The organism is Pseudomonas sp. Ps21-P2, assembly GCF_039672565.1.
GTDB lineage: Bacteria > Pseudomonadota > Gammaproteobacteria > Pseudomonadales > Pseudomonadaceae > Aquipseudomonas.
Genome location: NZ_JBDFPL010000019.1, coordinates 1 through 14,888 on the forward strand (window position 1 = coordinate 1; position 14,888 = coordinate 14,888).

12 protein-coding genes are annotated in these 14,888 nt (G+C 59.7%); 7 read left to right on the plus strand and 5 right to left on the minus strand.

What is annotated here, in order from left to right:
• Both ABEH28_RS26790 and ABEH28_RS26795 read left to right on the plus strand, forming a co-directional pair.
• Positions 1-2,894, plus strand: a 2,894-nt coding sequence (locus tag ABEH28_RS26790) for an RHS repeat-associated core domain-containing protein (protein ID WP_346631537.1), incomplete at its 5' end; no start/stop codon positions are given.
• Positions 2,891-3,310: a hypothetical protein gene (locus tag ABEH28_RS26795; protein ID WP_346627324.1), complete on the plus strand. Its 420-nt coding sequence runs from the start codon at positions 2,891-2,893 to the stop codon at positions 3,308-3,310. The genes ABEH28_RS26790 and ABEH28_RS26795, both read left to right, overlap by 4 nt.
• A gap of 242 nt (positions 3,311-3,552) precedes the next feature.
• Here ABEH28_RS26795 and katE read toward each other — a convergent pair whose 3' ends face one another.
• A complete protein-coding gene (katE, locus tag ABEH28_RS26800) occupies positions 3,553-5,712 on the minus strand; it encodes a catalase HPII (protein WP_346631538.1) in 2,160 nt (719 codons plus the stop codon).
• A gap of 382 nt (positions 5,713-6,094) precedes the next feature.
• Between katE and ABEH28_RS26805 the strand changes: the two genes are divergently transcribed.
• From ABEH28_RS26805 to ABEH28_RS26815, 3 genes are all read left to right on the plus strand, one after another.
• Positions 6,095-7,102, plus strand: coding sequence for a methionine ABC transporter ATP-binding protein (locus ABEH28_RS26805; protein ID WP_192174435.1), 1,008 nt, complete (start codon positions 6,095-6,097; stop codon positions 7,100-7,102).
• On the plus strand, positions 7,102-7,776 hold the full coding sequence (locus tag ABEH28_RS26810; RefSeq protein WP_192174434.1) for a methionine ABC transporter permease: 675 nt from the start codon (positions 7,102-7,104) through the stop codon (positions 7,774-7,776). The genes ABEH28_RS26805 and ABEH28_RS26810 overlap by 1 nt, the downstream gene beginning before the upstream one ends.
• 65 nt (positions 7,777-7,841) lie before the next feature.
• The gene (locus tag ABEH28_RS26815) at positions 7,842-8,615 is read left to right on the plus strand and encodes a MetQ/NlpA family ABC transporter substrate-binding protein (RefSeq protein WP_346631539.1); all 774 of its coding nucleotides are present in this window, start codon (positions 7,842-7,844) and stop codon (positions 8,613-8,615) included.
• 46 nt (positions 8,616-8,661) lie between these two features.
• Here the strand turns inward: ABEH28_RS26815 and ABEH28_RS26820 are convergent, their stop codons facing one another.
• Positions 8,662-9,294, minus strand: a complete 633-nt coding sequence (locus ABEH28_RS26820; RefSeq protein ID WP_346627327.1) for an SCO family protein — start codon at positions 9,292-9,294, stop codon at positions 8,662-8,664.
• A gap of 151 nt (positions 9,295-9,445) precedes the next feature.
• On the opposite strand from ABEH28_RS26820, the gene ABEH28_RS26825 reads away from it, so the two are divergent.
• On the plus strand, positions 9,446-10,096 hold the full coding sequence (locus ABEH28_RS26825; protein WP_192174431.1) for a hypothetical protein: 651 nt from the start codon (positions 9,446-9,448) through the stop codon (positions 10,094-10,096).
• A gap of 22 nt (positions 10,097-10,118) precedes the next feature.
• Here the strand turns inward: ABEH28_RS26825 and ABEH28_RS26830 are convergent, their stop codons facing one another.
• The 3 genes from ABEH28_RS26830 to ABEH28_RS26840 form a co-directional block, all read right to left on the minus strand.
• Positions 10,119-11,648, minus strand: a complete 1,530-nt coding sequence (locus ABEH28_RS26830) for a SulP family inorganic anion transporter (RefSeq protein ID WP_346631540.1) — start codon at positions 11,646-11,648, stop codon at positions 10,119-10,121.
• A 131-nt stretch (positions 11,649-11,779) separates the two neighbouring features.
• Positions 11,780-12,514, minus strand: a complete 735-nt coding sequence (locus ABEH28_RS26835; RefSeq protein ID WP_192174429.1) for a carbonic anhydrase — start codon at positions 12,512-12,514, stop codon at positions 11,780-11,782.
• Between the two features lie 237 nt (positions 12,515-12,751).
• Positions 12,752-13,810 carry a PA0069 family radical SAM protein gene (locus ABEH28_RS26840; protein ID WP_346631541.1) on the minus strand — a complete coding sequence of 353 codons (1,059 nt, stop codon included), beginning with the start codon at positions 13,808-13,810 and terminating at the stop codon, positions 12,752-12,754.
• A gap of 195 nt (positions 13,811-14,005) precedes the next feature.
• On the opposite strand from ABEH28_RS26840, the gene ABEH28_RS26845 reads away from it, so the two are divergent.
• Positions 14,006-14,683 carry a dual specificity protein phosphatase family protein gene (locus ABEH28_RS26845; RefSeq protein ID WP_346631542.1) on the plus strand — a complete coding sequence of 226 codons (678 nt, stop codon included), beginning with the start codon at positions 14,006-14,008 and terminating at the stop codon, positions 14,681-14,683.
• Positions 14,684-14,888 lie beyond the last annotated feature (205 nt).

Below are 14,888 nucleotides of genomic sequence, written 5' to 3' on the forward strand. Positions count from 1 at the left end.
CCAAAGCCATCCGCGAGTGGGCCGACGACGGCAGTTTTGATACGCGATTGGCGTGGGATGAAAACATCCGCCTGACCTACGTCACTGATGCCCTCGGTCACGAAACCCGGCACTACTACGACAGCCTGGGTTACACCTACCGCATTTGTCATGCCGATGGCCGTTCCGAATGGTTCTTCCGCGACGCCGCGAAAAACATCATCCGCCACGTTCATACCGACGGCAGTACCGACCGCTATCGCTACGACAAACTCAGCAACCTGACCGAGCACACCCGCGCTGATCACAGCGTCATCAATTACGCCTACGACGACAAAAGCCATCTGATCAAGATCAGCGATGGTGAGGGCGGCTTGTGGAAGCGGGACTATGACCATCGCGGGAATCTGGTTGAAGCAACCGATCCGCTAGAGAACGTTACCGAATACGCCTACAACACGTTTGGCCTTCCTACGGCGATCAAGGACGCCAACGGCAATACCAAGTCGTTGGCCTACAACGACGCCGGACAACTCGTTAAGTACACCGACTGCTCGGGGAAGGTGAGTAGCTGGGAGTACGACGAACGCGGCCAGATGATCCGCTTCACCGACCCGGCCGGGCATAGCACCGCTTACGAATACAAATCAGGCCAGTTGGTGTTGATCAAACACCCGGACAAAACCGAAGAACGTTTTAGCCGCGACGCCGAAGGTCGTTTGCTGGCTCATTCCGATGGCCTTGAACGCTGCACCACATGGCGTTACACCGCTGCGGGATTTATCGCCGAACGCGTCGACGCCGCCGAACAAACCTTGCGCTATCGCTGGGACAAGCTTGGCCGACTGGTAGCGCTAGAAAACGAAAATGAACGCCGCGCGCACTTTCACTACGATCCGGTCGGCAGGGTGCTGGAAGAAAGCGGCTTCGACGGTCGCTCGACTCGCTATCAGTACGATCCCGAAACCGGTCGCCTCGCCGAGACCATCAACGGCCAGCGCACGATTGCGCTGACCTTCGACCCCATGGGCCGTCTCACCGAACGCCGCGCCACCCTCGGCGAACAAGCCCAAAGCGAAACCTTCGCTTACGACGGCAACGGCCATCTGGTCATGGCGACCAACGCAATCAGCAAACTGCAATGGTTCCACGACCCAGCGGGCAACCTGCTGCGCGAACACCAGCATTACTCGAACCTGGATAAACCACTGGTTGCCGTCTGGCAGCATGAGTACGACGCCCTTAATAACCGCGTCGCCACCATTCGCCCGGACGGCCATCGCGTCAGCTGGCTCACCTATGGCAGCGGCCATCTGCTCGGCCTCAAGCTCGACGAGCACGAACTGCTCAGTTACGAGCGCGATGAATTGCACCGAGAGGTCGCCCGTCATCAGGGCAACCAACTGCTGCAAACCCAGGCATGGGACCCGGCGGGACGCTTGCAGGAACAATTGTTAGGGCGCAGCGACGATAAATCCGTCCTGATCAAACGTGCTTACCAATACGACGCAGCTGGCCAACTCACCGACATCAATGATAGCCGTCGAGGCCCGCTCTCATACCGCTACGACCCGGTCAGTCGCCTGCTCAGCGCTACCAGCCGCTTGGGCGTGGAAACCTTCGCCTTCGACCCTGCGAGCAACCTGCTCGACGACAGCGCCGCACCCGTACGCCGCCCACTCGACCCCGAACCGGTCCGCCACAAACTGATCGACAACCTGCTGCGCGACTACGCCGGCAACCACTACGAATACGACGAACGCGGTAACCAGACCGAGCGCTGGACCAACGGCCTGCGCAGCGAACTGCACTGGGACCTCTTCGATCGTCTGGTGCACTTCCGCGATCCGCGTCTGACTGTCGACTTCGGCTACGACCCCCTCGGACGCCGCCTCTACAAATTCTCGAAAGCGCACTACAGGCCACGTCCCGAAGCCGGCACCGGCTGGAACGAAAATGAACACGCCCGCAAGGAGCGCGAGCTCGGCTGCGGCTTCACCCTCTACGGCTGGGACGGAGACAACCTCGCCTGGGAAAGCAGTCCGCCGCCATACGCCGGCGCCCTCGGCCGAACCGTCCACTACATCCACGAACCCGGCACCTTCGTCCCGGTGGCCCAGGCCAGCCGCCACGAAACCATCCGCCTCGTCAGCCAACCGACCTACGAAGGCCGCTACAACTTCAAAGAAGACCCGCTCTGGAACTACAAACCGGTGGCGCTGCCGATCGACGCCCTTGCCTGGTACCAATGCGACCACCTCGGCACGCCGCAGGAAGTCACTGACCAAAACGGCAACACCGCCTGGAGCGCGCAATACAAAGCGTGGGGCGAAGCAAGCGAACAGCGCTCCGAGTTCGCCCAACAAGTCGGCCTGACTAACCCATTCCGATTCCAGGGCCAGTACCACGACCACGAAACCGGCCTGCACTACAACCGGCATAGGTACTATGATCCAAGGGTCGGGCGGTTTATCAGCAAGGATCCGATTGGCTACAGTGGTGGGCTAAACTTCTACCAATACGCACCTAACCCAGTGCTATGGGTAGATCCGCTTGGATTATCGTACGCAGAAGATGCTGCAGATGCAGCGTTTGCTGCTGGTAAGGACTCGGGGGCGGCCAGTGAGTTACTCATCGGTGGAAAGGTTTTCACAGGTGTGAGTGGAGACGAGGTTCCACATAATCCAAATGTAACCGGCGCCCTAATGGGCACTCCCGCTTCCGCTCGTGAGCAATGGCATGGAGGTTGCGCTGAGGTAGTCTGCCTCGATAAGGCTCTAAACGCTGGAGTAGATCCTGCGGGAGGAACTAGCCGAGCAGTGAATATTGGAGTGTCTGGAGATGGACACAAAACGCCCAAAAAAGCGTGTGGTTCCTGTCGCGATCTTTTGGGTTATTTCGGAGTTGGTGAATGAGCCTATCAATTAATTCTATTATTTGGCCCAAAGATAATTTGGCTGCACAAAGGCACTACGTTTCTTACATGATTAAAGTCCTGAATGCGTTAGAAATCGAGTATGCAGGATGGGAAAGAGACCCAGTGCACTTTGTTGAAGGTTATATCGCTGGAACGTGTACAAGCGAGCAGTGTAGAGCTGAAGCCACCGCGTGGTGGAGCTTGATCGACTCTCGAGGAGAAAGTAGGGAGCTAAGGGATCCCCAAGTATTAATGGCCAGACTGGCAATTTGCTTACTATCAATTGATGAAGGCAAAGTTGGTAGTTTAGGGGAGTCATTATCATGGTTCATCGAAGTGCTAGGTTTTATGGGTAAAAACACTAGAACTGCCATAACTATAATGGCGGAACACTTCGAGTTTCAGCAGCGATAGCTTGCCTGAGGAGTCAAAGGGAAAACCCTCTTCGAGTTAAGCGAGCAATACCCCAGGAGCACGCACTAAAACGCATTACGAAGATCAACCCGGATTTCGAGTTGAAGATGCAGCGTGAAATCGAGCGCACCGAGCCTGCGAAGATTGTGTTGAAGCCCGCTCAGCTCTGATTGTTTTTTGATCAAAAGAAAAGGCGTTGCCCTCGCGGGCAACGCCTTTTTTGTTGCAGCTAGCCCTGCAGATTACGCAGGAATTGCCTTCGCTTTTGGCTCACGAGCCCAAACGCGATGTTGTTGGATCGCCTTGAAAAACGCCTTGAACGAGGCGCTGTCCGAAACGGCCAGCAAGCCGGCATCGGCTTCCAGATGCAGCAGGTCGATCAGTTTCTGTGCATCACCCGCGTAAGCAATGGCTTTGAGGTGCTTGTACGCCTCAAGCACGTAATGCAGTGCCACGCCGTCGCCGCTCAGGGCTTTGATCGAAGCGTCGCCGCCCGGGATGAACACGGCATCGAACGCAACCGATGGCAAACCTTCCATCGAAGCGTCAACGGCCAGGGACGCGCCGCCTGCGGTCTTGACCGGCGCGGAGGTAGGACCCAGCACCTTGGCGTGTGCGCCTTCGGCTTCCACCGCCGCTTTCATCGCCGCTACCGCTTTGTCGTCGACGCCATTGGCGACCAGGATGGCAACTTTGCGCGAAGCGATGTCGGCAGGCAGCAGGTTCGCCTGGCTCAGCAGCGGCGACTTGTCGACGCTCAGCTTGCCGTTGCTTTGCGCTTGGACGGTCGCTGCTTTCGGCGCCGGCAAGCCAAGGTTTTCAGCCACACGCGCAGCCAGGGTGAGGTCGATATTCGCGAGAATCTCGTTCACCTGACGTGCGCGGATATGCTCACGCTCAACCTTGCCCAGCTCGAAGCTGTACGCCGCGATGATGTGCTCTTTCTCGTGCTCGCTCATGCTGTTGAAGAACAGCGTGGCCTGGGAGAAGTGATCGCCAAATGAAGGGCTGCGCTCACGCACCTTCTCTGCCGAGACGCGCTCGTGATAAGTCTCGAAGCCACCATCCTGCGGACCCGCAGGGGTTTCTTTCGGCCAGCCGCCGTCGATCGAGTTAGGCTCGTAGGAAGCACGGCCCTTGTCGATGGTGGTGCGGTGTTGCGCATCACGCTGGTTGTTGTGGTTCGGCGAGACCGGACGGTTGATCGGGATCTCGTGGAAGTTCGGCCCACCCAGTCGGCTGATCTGCGTATCGGTGTAGGAAAACAGACGACCCTGCAGCAGTGGATCGTTGGAGAAGTCGATACCCGGCACGACGTGGCCTGGGCAGAACGCAACCTGCTCGGTTTCGGCGAAGTAGTTGTCCGGGTTGCGGTTAAGCACCATTTTGCCCAGCGGCGTTACCGGCACCAACTCTTCCGGGATGATCTTGGTCGGGTCCAGAAGGTCGAAGTCGAACTTGTGCTCATCTTCCTCGGCGACGATCTGTACGCCCAGTTCCCATTCCGGGTAGTCGCCCATCTCAATGGACTCCCACAGGTCGCGGCGATGGAAGTCGGTGTCCTTGCCCGCAAGCTTCTGCGCTTCGTCCCACACCAGGGAGCAGGTGCCGTACTTGGGCTTCCAGTGGAATTTGACGAACGAGGACTTACCTTCGGTGTTGATCATGCGGAAGGTGTGGATGCCGAAACCCTGCATCGAGCGCAGGCTTTTCGGAATCGCACGGTCCGACATGGTCCACAGCACCATGTGCGCGGATTCCGGCACCAGGGAAACGAAGTCCCAGAAGGTGTCGTGGGCCGAGCCGCCGGTAGGGATTTCGTTGTGAGGCTCTGGCTTCACGGCATGTACGAAATCGGGGAACTTGATGGCGTCCTGGATGAAGAACACCGGCATGTTGTTGCCGACCAGGTCGTAGTTGCCTTCGCCGGTGTAGAACTTGACCGCGAAGCCACGTACGTCACGGACTGTATCGCCGGAGCCACGTGGGCCTTGAACTGTGGAAAAGCGTACGAACACCGGGGTTTTCTTGCCCGGGTCACGCAGGAATTCCGCCTTGGACAGCGCCGAATGGTTCTCGTAGGTCTGGAAGTAACCGTGGGCCGCGGTACCGCGCGCGTGAACAATGCGCTCCGGAATGCGTTCATGGTCAAAGTGGGTGATCTTCTCGCGCATGATGAAGTCTTCGAGCAGCGAAGGGCCGCGCGATCCGACTTTCAGCGTGTTCTGGTTGTCGGAGATCTTAACGCCCTGATTGGTGCGCAAAGCCTCGCCGGTAGCGTCGGAGCGGAACGTTTCAAGACTTTCGATCTTGGCGTTGGTGTTGCCACGGTCCAGCGTGTCAGTGCCAGCCAGTTCACTGTTGCCGTTGGGGCTAACAGGTGGATTGGTGTTCTTACTCATCAGGCAAAACTCCTCAGTTCGGACGGCTCCTTTTTTAGCCTCCAACGACGTGGAGGCAGCAGAAGCTCGTAGGCGGAAATGCCTGACATGCAGCCAGGCAATATTCAGGCGCTAAGTAAATGACTGACGATGAAATCAGCCGTTCCGTTTGTTTTTCCGATTCTTCGATTTCCATCGCCAGACTGACAGGCGGCCATCCATATGACCATTCGGCAGGTGCAGTGCGAAATAAATGCTAAGAAGGCTGGGCCCAACCCGGATTTCACAGGCTAAAATGCGCGCCCGGTTTACCCAGCCGAAGCCGAAATGGCATCGCTCAGCAGCGTGATGAAAGCCCGAGTCTCCACGCTGATTTTTCAACGCGCCCCACAAGGTTCGCTCCGTGATCGAGTTCCAAAACGTCCACAAAACCTATCGGGTCGCCGACCGGGAAATTCCCGCGCTGCACCCCACCAGCCTGCGCATCGAAAACGGCCAGGTCTTTGGCCTGATCGGCCACTCCGGCGCCGGCAAGAGCACGATGCTGCGCCTGATCAACCGCCTTGAAGCCCCTAGCGGCGGCAAGATTCTGGTCGATGACGTCGATGTCACCGCATTGGACGCCGACGGTCTGCGCGGCTTCCGCCGCCAGGTCGGCATGATCTTCCAGCACTTCAATCTGCTGTCGTCCAAGACGGTGGCCGATAACGTCGCCATGCCGCTGACGCTGGCCGGGGACATGTCCCGCGCGCAGATCGATCAGCGCGTGGCCGAATTGCTCGCCCGCGTGGGTCTTTCCGATCACGCCAAAAAATACCCGGCGCAGTTATCTGGCGGTCAGAAGCAGCGGGTCGGCATCGCCCGAGCACTGGCGACCAAGCCAAAGATTCTGCTGTGCGACGAGGCCACCAGCGCCCTCGACCCACAAACCACGGCATCGGTGTTGCAGCTGCTGGCCGAGATCAATCGCGAACTGCAGCTGACCATCGTGCTCATCACCCACGAAATGGACGTGATCCGTCGCGTCTGCGATCAGGTGGCGGTCATGGATGCGGGCGTGATCGTCGAACAGGGCGCTGTGGCCGATGTGTTTCTGCATCCCAAGCACCCGACCACTCGCCGCTTTGTGCAGGAAGACGAAGAAGTCGACGAAAACCAGCTGAACAGCGATTTCGCCCATGTTCAGGGCCGTATCGTGCGCCTGACCTTTCAGGGCGATGCGACCTACGCGCCATTGCTGGGAACGGTCGCGCGGGAAACCGGTGTGGACTACAGCATTCTGGCCGGCCGTATCGACCGCATCAAAGACACGCCTTACGGGCAACTGACGCTGGCCATCACCGGTGGTGACATGGACGCCGCGTTCGCCCGCTTCACCGCAGCCGACGTTCACATGGAGGTCCTGCGCTGATGGACACTTTTCTCAACCTGTTTTCCAACGTCGACTGGTACGAAATCTGGCTGGCGACCGGCGACACCTTGATCATGCTCGGCGTCTCGCTTGCCTTCACCGTATTGCTGGGCTTGCCGCTCGGCGTGCTGATGTTCCTGACCTCGCCGCGTCAGTTGCTTGAGAACAAGCCGGTCTACACCACCGTCGGCTTGATCGTGAACATGCTGCGAGCGCTGCCGTTCATCATCCTGCTGATCGTGATGATGCCGCTGACGGAAGTCATCACCGGCACCTCGCTGGGCATTCTCGGCACGCTGCCGCCATTGATCGCAGGCGCTACGCCGTTCTTCGCGCGCCTGGTGGAAACCGCCCTTCGGGAAGTGGATCGCGGCATCATCGAGGCCACTCAAGCGATGGGCGCAACGACCCGACAGATCGTGATCAAGGCGTTGTTGCCTGAAGCACGCCCGGGCATCCTCGCTGCGATCACCGTCACCGCCATCGCACTGGTGTCGTTCACGGCCATGGCCGGTGCGGTCGGCGCAGGAGGCCTGGGCGATCTGGCGATTCGCTACGGCTATCAACGCTTCCAGAACGATGTGATGTTTGTGACGGTCGTATTGCTGCTGGTGCTGGTGCAGATCCTGCAAACCGTTGGCGACAGACTGGTCGCGCACTTTTCACACCGTTAACCGAATTCGCCGGTCACTGACCGGCAGGTGCACGCCGCTGCGCGTGCATTTCAGGAGTAGTAGAAATGAAGAAGTTGTTGGCTGTATTTGCGGCCGTGGCGGCCCTGTCCGCCCATGCTGATGAGACCTTGACCGTCGCGGCCTCCGCCGTGCCACACGCCGAGATTCTCGAGTTCGTGAAGCCGATGCTGGCGAAGGAAGGCGTGGCGCTGAACGTGAAGGTGTTCAACGATTACATTCAGCCGAACGTGCAGGTCGACCAGAACCGCATGGACGCCAACTTCTTCCAGCACCAGCCATATCTGGATGAGTTCAACAAGGGCAAGGGCACCCATCTGGTGAGCGTGGCCAAGGTTCACATCGAGCCGTTTGGCGCGTACTCGGACAAGCTCAAGAGCCTGGCCGAACTGCCGGATGGCGCCAATGTCGCCATCCCGAATGACGCCACCAACGAGGGCCGCGCGCTGTTGCTGCTGGTCAAGGCTGGTCTGATTACCCTGAAGGATCCGACCAGCATCACCGCCAAGCCGAGCGATGTGCAGCAGAATCCGAAGAATTTGAAATTCCGCGAGCTCGAGGCCGCGACCCTGCCACGGGTACTGACGCAGGTGGACCTGGCGCTGATCAACACCAACTATGCCCTGACCGCCAAGCTTGATCCGACCAAGGATGCGCTGATCATCGAAGGGTCGGAGTCGCCATACGCGAACATCCTGGTGACCCGCGAAGACAACAAGGATGCCCCGGCCATCCAGAAACTGGTCGCCGCGCTGCACAGCTCGGAAACCAAGGCATTCATCGTTGATAAGTACAAAGGCGCCGTGGTTCCGGCGTTCTGATCGCCACACACCAATGATCTCGGCGCAACGCCGAGATCATCAGTCCTTACTTTCTCTCAACCAGCCCCGGCAACTGCGCTACCAGCTTCTGGCTGTTCAGCGGCGCGCGGATGAAGCCGCGCTGGGTGCCGTCGGGGCCCAGGAGGGCGAGGTTGCCGCTGTGGTCGACTGTATAGCCCGGCTTGCTGGTGTCCGCCGGGATGTACGGGATGCTCACGGCATTCGCCAGCTTCTGCAGCGTATCCACCGGCGCCCTCAGGCCGATGAACTGCTTGTCGAAATACCCCAGGTATTGTTTGAGCTGTTGCGGGGTGTCGCGATCGGGATCGACGCTGACCAGCACGATGCGCAGTTTGTCGACAGCCTCACTGGGCAGCTCGCTTTTGATCTGACGCAACTGGGCGAGGGTGGTCGGGCAGATGTCCGGGCAGAAGGTGTAACCGAAGAAAAGCACCGTCCATTTGCCCTTCAATTGGCTCAGTGAAAGGGGCTGGGCGTCCTGATCGGTGAGCGAGAGATCCGGCACAGTGCGGCTTTGCGGGAGAAGGATAATGCCTGCGTCGACGAGCGCGGTCTGGTCGCCCTGATCGGGACCGGACAGCACACGGTAGACGGTCAGGCCAAGCACCAGCGCCACGATGGCCGCCAGGATGAAAACGGTTTTCTGGGTTCGGGTCATGACTTCGGCACAATGAGTGATCCACGGTCGCGCGATTATGCACATAACCATGAAACTGTTATGACAATTACGTCTTAGCGTCATTTGTGGGCAAGCTAAGGTATGGACTTCCCTATAATGACCGTCTGGTTTTACTGCCTATGGAGCATCCATGAACACCGCCGCATTGCGCGAGCAGATCACCCGAGCTCAGGAACACGAAAACCAATCCGGTCAGCTAGCGCGCCAGTTGGAGTCGCAACTTCCTCATCTGCACCCCTCCATTCACCTGCCTGACGTAGACGCGCGAGGCGTGCTGACGCGTTTCGTCATTGCCTACATCGGTCAGGTGCCGGACTTGCTTGACGCCGCCCATGACGTCGCGTTGCAGGCGGGCATTGAAAGCCAGATCAAGCCGGTCCTGAAAATCGCCGAGCAATTCTTCAGCGCGCCTCCCGCCATCATGGCGGGCCACGAAGGGCTGGACGGTCTGCTGGACGAAGCCTATCTGGCCCACCGGCTGGTGGAAGAAGTGAATGATCTGTACATCAAGCATTTCGGCCAGCCGCTGATCCCGATGAACACCACGGTGGCGAGCGTCATCGCCCACCAACTGATCGGCGAATCGTTTGCCAATCAGCTGGACGAAGTGGTGCATCACGCCATCGACGAAATGCTCAATGACGACAGCTTCTCGCTGGAATCGGTGGAAGCCTACCGCGAGCGCCTCGCCAGCCCGGACACCGATGCGGCGTGGAAACGCTGGCCTAGCCTGTCACGTCAGTTGGGCGTAGGGCTGGAACTGGAGCGCGGGAAAGACTGACCCCGCACCCCCTTCACCCGCCTCAGTGCAACGCTGCCCCTCCGATCGACGTGCGGATCCGCCCTTCCACGCGACGTTTGAGCAGCCGTTGCTCCAGCAGCAAACGCGAGCCCTGCGCGGCATTGGCACGGCCCCATTCCTCCAGCAGCTCCAGGCAGGAATGGTCGATATACCTCAGGTTGCCCAGCGGCACATGCAGCGTAGTGCCAGGCGGCACGGTTTCCAGAGTCTGCGTCAGCGCCGGCACCTTGAGGAACGTGGCAGAACCATTGAGGCGCAGCTCCATTTCCCCCTCGGCTGGCAGGTCGACCAGATTGATCTTCAGGCGCGATGCGCTCAGCGCCAGCTTCACCAGGGTCAGGCCAAAGCCGATCAACACGCCCGTCAGCAAGTCGGTCAGGACAATCGCACTGGCGGTCGCGCCATAGATGAACATTGGCATGCGGCCATAACGCCCCAGCCCCTTGAGCGCCTGAATATTTACCAGCTTCACGCCGGTGTAGACCAGCACGCCGGCCAGGCTGGCCACAGGAATGCTCTGCAACACGCTGGACAGCAACAGTACGAACGCCAGCAGCCACAGACCGTGGAACATCGCCGACAGCCGCGTCTTCGCACCCGCCTGCACGTTGGCCGAACTGCGCACGATCACGCCCGTCATCGGCAGCGCGCCGACCAGACCGCACAACATGTTACCCACGCCTTGGGCGCTGAGCTCTTTGTCGAAGTCCGAACGCTGGCCGTCGTGCATGCGATCCACCGCCGCTGCTGACAATAGGGTTTCAGCGCTGGCAATGAAGGCCACGGCAATGGCCGCGATCAGGATGGCAGGGTCCGCCAGGTTCAGCAGGTCTGCAGGGCGCAGCCAGTCGATGGCCTCGGCAAGGTTCGCCGGGACCTCGACGCGCTTGACCTGCAAGCTCATCACCAGACTCACCACCGTCGCGATACCGACGCCGAGCAACGCGCCTGGCACGAACCGCAGTGCATGGGGCCGACGCTTTTCCCACAGCCACATGACGGCGATGGTGCCCAGCCCGAGAAGACCGGCCTGCATGGCACTGCCCATCCCAATCGCACCGATAACGGTCTCCGGGAACGCCACCAGATTGTCCAGCCCGGAAGGCTTGGGCCCGCTGTCGAACATGACGTGGACCTGGGAAAGCACGATCAGTACGCCGATGCCCGCCAGCATGCCGTACACCACCGCCGGCGCCGTGACGCGAAACCAGCAGCCGAGCTTCAAGCGACCGGCCAGCAACTGCAGCGCACCGGCGAGCAGCAAAATCGGCCCGAGCATGGCCATGCCGTGTTCACGGACCAGCTCGAACACCAGCACCGCCAGACCTGCCGCCGGGCCGCTGACCTGAAGCGGCGAACCTGCCAGCCAGCCCACCACCAGACCGCCGATGATGCCGGTGATCAAACCCTTGGACGGCGGCATGCCGGACGCAATGGCGATCCCCATGCACAGCGGCAGGGCCACCAGAAAAACCACCACGGAAGCCAGCAGCTCCCGTGGTAACAACGCTTTCAGATCAGTAGTAGCCATGACGACTCTCCGGAATTCAGACGTGACAACGCCCGGCGGCACGCGCTGAACGCGGCCGCTACGAGCTTGTATGAGGGTGGAAGCGTCAGGGCCGACGCCGCTGCACTCAGGCGCAGCGGGTCAGCCGGCGATCAATATCGACCGCGGGGGATCGACGCCATCGGCACCGGATGGTCGCCATCCAACGGCAGGAAGCAGTCCTGCTCGGCATCGTAGGCGCGGATTTCGCTGGTCTCGATGTCGTAGACCCAGCCATGGATGAACAACTGACCGCTGGCCAGTTTGGACGCCACGGAAGGGTGCGTACGCAGGTGTTGCAGCTGCGCGATGACGTTTTCTTCGGTGAGCACGTGCATGGTTTCGTGCTCGCCGGTGCAGTTGCAGTTGTCCTGCACAACGGTCTTGGCGACCTCGGCATGGCGCAGCCAGGCTTTGACCGTCGGCATCTTTTCCAGGGTGTCGGGGTTGAGAACGGCGCGCATCGCCCCGCAATCGGAGTGGCCGCAAACGATGATGTGCTGGACGCCAAGGGCAAGGACGGCATATTCAATAGCCGTTGAAACGCCGCCATTCATAGGCCCATAAGGCGGAACGACGTTGCCCACGTTACGGGTGACGAACAGGTCGCCCGGCGAGCTTTGGGTGATGAGTTCCGGGACGATGCGCGAGTCGGCGCAGGTGATGAACATGGCCCGGGGATGTTGGGCGGTGGCGAGTTTCTTGAACAGTTCTTCCTGCTGAGGGAAGACGTCATGGCGGAAATGCTTGAAGCCATCAACGATCTGCTTCAGCGCCATTTCGGCGGTTTCCACCTGAGGCGTTACGCCTGTCGTCGCAGCCTTGGGCTGCTTATCCTGGTCACTCATGTTTCATCCTCTCTGACGGATTTAAGTGGATTTTCCGGCGAATCCTGTGGATGACCCACTTTTTTCTGGTCTTCTTGCGTTAATTTTCCTACAAGACCAATCGGTCACTTCCGACTCACCTTAACGACGCAAACTTAATTGAAACTGAATGCGTGGCTCTAGATCGGGGCTCTTGCGTTAGAAAATCTAAAGCGCAAGCGCCTGTCGTGGCGCAACACCCTTAAGACGCCGCTCAAGTCACAACAGCGACATCTGACCGCCAGGCGGGCAAAACGCGGTGCAGTCCAGCTGAAAACTTTCCCGCCGGTTCAAGCCGTGCTTCTTGATCGCGAGACTGTAACGCTGGGCCAGCAGCTCAGCGAACACCCCCTCACCGCGCATTCGCGAGCCAAAGCGGCTGTCGTACACCTCCCCGCCGCGGCTCTGCCGTACCAGACTCATTACATGCTCGGCCCTCTGCGGATAATGCGCCTGGAGCCACTCTTCGAACAACGGGGCGACCTCCAGCGGCAGGCGCAGCATCACGTAGCTCGCACTCAACGCGCCGGCGGCCTTGGCCTCGGCCATCAGCTTCTCCAGCTCCATGTCATTGATCATTGGAATCATCGGCGCCAGCAAAACGCCCACCGGCACACCTGCATCACGCAGAACCTTGATCGCCCGCAGCCTGGCCTTGGGCGCGGCAGCCCGGGGCTCAAGGATGCGCTTGAGCTCATCGTCCAGCGTCGTCAGGCTGATGAACACCGACACCAGCCGTAGCTTTGCCAGCTCGGCCAGCAGGTCCAGATCCCGAAGAATCAGCGAGCCTTTGGTGATGATCGTCACCGGATGGCGGTAGCGCAGCAGCACTTCCAGCGTCGCCCGGCTCAATGTGTATTGGCGCTCGATGGGCTGATACGGATCGGTGTTCGCCCCCAGGGTGATCGGCGCAACGGTGTAGCCAGGCTTGGACAGCTGCTGCTCCAGCAGGGCAGCAGCATTGGTTTTGGCGATTAGCTTGGTCTCGAAATCCAGCCCCGGCGACATGTCCCAGTAGGCGTGGCTCGGCCGGGCGTAGCAATAAATACAACCGTGCTCGCAACCCCGGTACGGATTGATGGAGCGGTCGAAGGGGATGTCGGGCGACGAGTTGCGCGCGATGATGCTCTTGGCGGTTTCCAGCGTGACGGTGGTGCCCTGGGTCAGCGGCACTTCCTGATACCAGCCGTCGTCTTCAGCGACTGATCGGTTGGGCGCAAAGCGGTTATGCGGGTTGGTCGCGGTGCCGCGCCCGCGTGGGGGCAACTGAATGGACATGACGGCTCCTTGATAACTGGTTATGCATACAGTATCGCGAAACGCTCATGCCCTTCACGCGCGGATCCGGAAAAAACACCTCGGCGCCGATCAATGGCTTTCACCAACTTTTGACACGCGCCTCACAGCGCCTTGACCCTGGGGAGCGAAAACTTGCGCCATCGATAAATGGCTGGTTTCCACGGTACGTCTTCCATGCGCCTTCGCCCGCTCGCTGCTCAACTCCTCCTGCTGCTGGTCGTGTCAGCTGCCTCTCTCGCTCAAGCCGAGGATGTTTCACCGGCGCAATCGTCACGCCCGGCGCAGTGGGCGCAACTCGTCGACCCGAACTACAACCTCTACCAGATCACGCCGACGCTTTACCGCAGTCGCCAGCCGGACGCCGCAGCACAGCCCCTTCTGCAGCGGCTTGGCGTTCACACGGTGATCAACTTCCTTAAGGAAAGTGACAGCAAATGGCTGTCCGACGCCTCCGTTGTGCAAGTGCAGATTCCGTTGCAGGTGGTCCACATCGACGACGCGGACGTGATCGAAAGCCTGCGCGCCATCCAGGCGGCCCAGCAAAACGGACCGGTGCTGATTCACTGCAAGCATGGCCTGGACCGGACCGGTCTGGTGGCAGCGATGTACCGCATCGTCGCTCAGGGCTGGAGCAAACAGGCGGCGCTGGATGAGATGGAGCATGGCGGTTACGGCGACGAAGACAGCCTCAAGCGCGGGATTGCCTACATCAACAACGTCGATGTGGCGGCGCTGAAGTCGGCAATGGACACGGGCGCATGCAGCACTAGCATGTTCGCCCGGTGCTCGGTCAAGGGCTGGTTCGAGAAAACCGATGGGGTAGGGGTGCAGACGATCCTGTGGCGGTTGTGAAGCCGGACAGTTTCCACATTGTGTGGCTGGCGTTAGCAGGCATTTTGTAGGAACGGCTTTAGCCGGGAAGACGTCGCGTGCAGTGGTCTAATTTCCCCGGACACCTCGATAAGTGGAAAATACATTTATCGAGGAGTTCTACATGACCAGAAAGCGCAAAAGATTTGATGACAGCTACAAATTGGAAGTCGTAAAAATGGTCAGG

Bases quoted from the DNA above. Each gene is read 5' to 3' on its own strand.
- ABEH28_RS26795 (WP_346627324.1), top strand. From the start codon at position 2,891: ATGAGCCTATCAATTAATTCTATTATTTGGCCCAAAGATAATTTGGCT.
- katE (WP_346631538.1), bottom strand. From the start codon at position 5,712: ATGAGTAAGAACACCAATCCACCTGTTAGCCCCAACGGCAACAGTGAA.
- ABEH28_RS26810 (WP_192174434.1), top strand. From the start codon at position 7,102: ATGGACACTTTTCTCAACCTGTTTTCCAACGTCGACTGGTACGAAATC.
- ABEH28_RS26815 (WP_346631539.1), top strand. From the start codon at position 7,842: ATGAAGAAGTTGTTGGCTGTATTTGCGGCCGTGGCGGCCCTGTCCGCC.
- ABEH28_RS26820 (WP_346627327.1), bottom strand. From the start codon at position 9,294: ATGACCCGAACCCAGAAAACCGTTTTCATCCTGGCGGCCATCGTGGCG.
- ABEH28_RS26825 (WP_192174431.1), top strand. From the start codon at position 9,446: ATGAACACCGCCGCATTGCGCGAGCAGATCACCCGAGCTCAGGAACAC.
- ABEH28_RS26830 (WP_346631540.1), bottom strand. From the start codon at position 11,648: ATGGCTACTACTGATCTGAAAGCGTTGTTACCACGGGAGCTGCTGGCT.
- ABEH28_RS26835 (WP_192174429.1), bottom strand. From the start codon at position 12,514: ATGAGTGACCAGGATAAGCAGCCCAAGGCTGCGACGACAGGCGTAACG.
- ABEH28_RS26840 (WP_346631541.1), bottom strand. From the start codon at position 13,810: ATGTCCATTCAGTTGCCCCCACGCGGGCGCGGCACCGCGACCAACCCG.
- ABEH28_RS26845 (WP_346631542.1), top strand. From the start codon at position 14,006: ATGCGCCTTCGCCCGCTCGCTGCTCAACTCCTCCTGCTGCTGGTCGTG.